Annotated in this window: 3 protein-coding genes and 1 pseudogene; 2 read left to right on the forward strand and 2 right to left on the reverse strand. The window is 61.7% G+C overall.

Going from position 1 to position 2,920, the window contains the following annotated elements; genetic code table 11:
* Positions 1 to 185, reverse strand: a 185-nt coding sequence (locus tag E3T50_RS12465) for an IS110 family transposase (protein WP_166784294.1), incomplete at its 3' end; no start/stop codon positions are given.
* Between the two features lie 243 nt (positions 186 to 428).
* Between E3T50_RS12465 and E3T50_RS12470 the strand changes: the two are divergent.
* Positions 429 to 907 (forward strand): annotated as a pseudogene (locus E3T50_RS12470) (IS30 family transposase); the annotation flags it as partial.
* Between the two features lie 76 nt (positions 908 to 983).
* Entirely contained in the window at positions 984 to 2,336 is a 1,353-nt protein-coding gene (locus tag E3T50_RS12475; protein ID WP_134552306.1) for an MFS transporter, read from the forward strand.
* 467 nt (positions 2,337 to 2,803) lie between these two features.
* On the opposite strand, the gene E3T50_RS12490 is transcribed toward E3T50_RS12475, so the two are convergent.
* Positions 2,804 to 2,920, reverse strand: a 117-nt coding sequence (locus E3T50_RS12490; RefSeq protein ID WP_166784209.1) for an integrase core domain-containing protein, incomplete at its 5' end; no start/stop codon positions are given.

Raw genomic sequence — 2,920 nt, forward strand, 5'->3', positions numbered from 1 at the left:
TTGAAGTCGGTCGCCCAGGTCACAGGCTCGCCGTCGGCTAGGTCAACGACCGATGCGATGAGTTCCAGCAGGACGCTCTCGTCGTTCTCGACGCGTTCGGACAGGAGCTTTTTGCCTGCTTCGTCGATGACGACGCAGTGGTGTTCACGTTTGCCAGCGTCGATGCCGGCCCAGATTTTTGGCACAGAGTGTTCCTTCTAATGTGGAGTTATGGTCCCTGCGGATAACTGCGCCGGCACGTCCTTACACAGCGATCGATGTCGCAATTCTCAATCAGCGGTCGAGTCATCACACGGGCGACGGGCGGCCATTCCCAGTAAGCCGTCCAGGCGGCAAGGAGACCTCAGCCATACCCATCGCCCGAGGGTTGCCGGAACATTACTCCGCCTCCGACACTCACAACATCGTAAGGANCACAACATCGTAAGGAGGGTGATCTGATCGTCGGTTCGGCGTCGGGATCGGCGATCGCGATTTTAGATGAACGCACGACGCGGTTCGTCGTCATGGTGCATCTGCCCAACGGCCACGGCTCCGCTGAACTCCACGATGGACTCATCCGTGTGCTGGAAGGCCTGCCGGCGCTTCTGCGGCGGTCATTGACGTGGGATCAAGGAACCGAGCTGGCCCGGCACGTGGAGATCACCAAAGCAACCGGTGTTCCGATCTTCTTCTGTGATCCAGGTTCACCATGGCAGGGCGGCTCGAACGAAAACACCATTGGCCAACTGCGCCAGCACTTCCCGAAAGGCACCGCCTGAACGCCCACAGCGCTCAACGCCTCCTCGAAGTCGCCACTGAACTCAACGAGCGGCCCCGCAAAATCCTCGAACGCAACACCCCAGCCGACCTGCTCAGCCAGCTAGTCTCGAAGAAGGAAATAGCCCCTGTTGCTTCCGTCGCTTGAAACCGCCGTTCGATCATCCGGTGGACGTATCACCCTCAATTCGCCGCATTGCCGCCAACGCTGAAGTGGACACCTGATGGTTGAAGCTCGCGCACGTTCCAGTCGGTCCCAACGATTGGATGCCCTTCCGTTCACCCGGGAGCACCGCAGGGTGCTCGTGGGTTCCGGCCTGGGCTGGGCACTGGATGCGATGGACGTTGGACTCATCTCCTTCGTCCTTGCCCAATTGGCGGTGCAATGGAAGACCACAGACGCGGAGCTGTCCTGGATCGCGTCCGCCGGGTTCATCGGCATGGCCATTGGTGCAGTTCTCGGCGGCTTGCTGGCCGACCGCATTGGTCGACGCCAAGTTTTCGCACTCACACTGCTCGTCTACGGACTCGCGACGGGAGCGTCGGCATTGTCTGGGTCCGTGGCCATACTCATTGCCTGGCGATTCGTCGTGGGGCTCGGTCTCGGTGGTGAGCTTCCGGTCGCCTCGACGCTCGTGAGCGAGTTCGCGCCGCCACGAATTCGTGGCCGAATCATCGTCTTCCTCGAATCGTTCTGGGCCATCGGTTGGACCCTTTCCGCCGTGATCGGGTTTCTCGTTGTACCGTCTTCGGCCGAGGGATGGCGCTGGGCGCTAGCTATTGGAGCGGCTCCGGCCGTGTACGCGGTGGTCGTGCGGCTGCGGCTGCCGGAGTCGGTTCGCTACCTCGAGTCGCGTGGCCGTTTCCAGGACGCGGAGTCGACCGTTCGACGCTTCGAAAAGTCCGCCGGAGTCACCGCTGCACCCGATGATTTGGCACTGCCTGCGGCGACAAGTCCAGAACCGACCATTCCCGCGGCCAAAACGCGCGTCACCGCGCTGTGGTCGCGCGGCCTGCGTCGCCGAACCGGTGCGTTGTGGCTGGTCTGGTTCTGCGTGAATTTCTCCTACTACGGCGCCTTTATCTGGCTTCCGACCATCCTGGTCGCGTCGGGATTCTCCCTGGTTCGCTCCTTCGCGTATACGCTTATCATCACGGTGGCTCAATTGCCGGGATACGCTGCCTCGGCGTACCTGATCGAACGGTGGGGGCGGCGCCGAACCCTCGCTGTGTTCCTCATCGGATCGGCACTCTCGGCGGCGCTTTTCGGGTCCGCCGGAGACGTCACCCAGGTGATCGGTGCCGGCATGCTGCTCTCTTTCTTCAACCTCGGCGCATGGGGAGCGCTGTACGCCGTGACCCCCGAGCTCTACCCCACGCGCATCCGAGCCACCGGGGCCGGATGGGCGGCCGGCATCGGGCGGATCGCCGCAATCCTGGCGCCGCTGGCCGTGCCGTCGCTTCGCGAGACGGGCGGGACCGGCCTCCTATTCGCGGTGTTTGCCATGTTCTTCGTGGTTGCGGCCCTCGGCGCTTTCGGACTCCCCGAGAAACAGGGCGCAGCCCTCGAGGATTGAAACAGTGTCCACGCCGGCCAACTGGTCGCTACAGGCGCGGTGGTGGGCTTGATCTGCAATTGGCGTGACTTTCACAGTGTCAGAGGAGTTGTGGACGTTGCCGGAGAAATCCCCATTTGGAGCGGACCGCGGAGCATCCGCAGCACCCTGAACGCATACATTGCCCTGACGAAACCTCGGGTAATTGAATTGCTTCTCCTGGCCACCGTTCCGACGATGTTCTCGCTGAAAACGGTGTTCCGAGCCTTTGGCTCGTGCTCGCGATGCTCGTCTCTTAGCGGCCTTCGGTTTGTCCGGTCTTGAAGATACACATCCTTTCGAACTCTCCGGGGGCATGCGCCAGCGCGCGGCATTTCTGCGCACCGAGTCAATACCCAAGTGCACGGGGCAGAACCTTATAAGCACGGGTACGACGGCGATCATAACCACGTCCAGAATCGCAGCGTGCGGAAAAACAGCCATGCACCCTAGGTGTTCTTCCCACTGACGTTGTGAACGCGGTCGATGGGTGATTTGCCGCCGATGCCGGTATGGGGTCTGTGGTGATTGTAGCTATGAATCCAGTCCAGGTACGTTGCTGCTCG

The sequence above is a fragment of the Cryobacterium gelidum genome (assembly GCF_004403985.1).
In the GTDB taxonomy this organism is placed as follows: domain Bacteria; phylum Actinomycetota; class Actinomycetes; order Actinomycetales; family Microbacteriaceae; genus Cryobacterium; species Cryobacterium gelidum.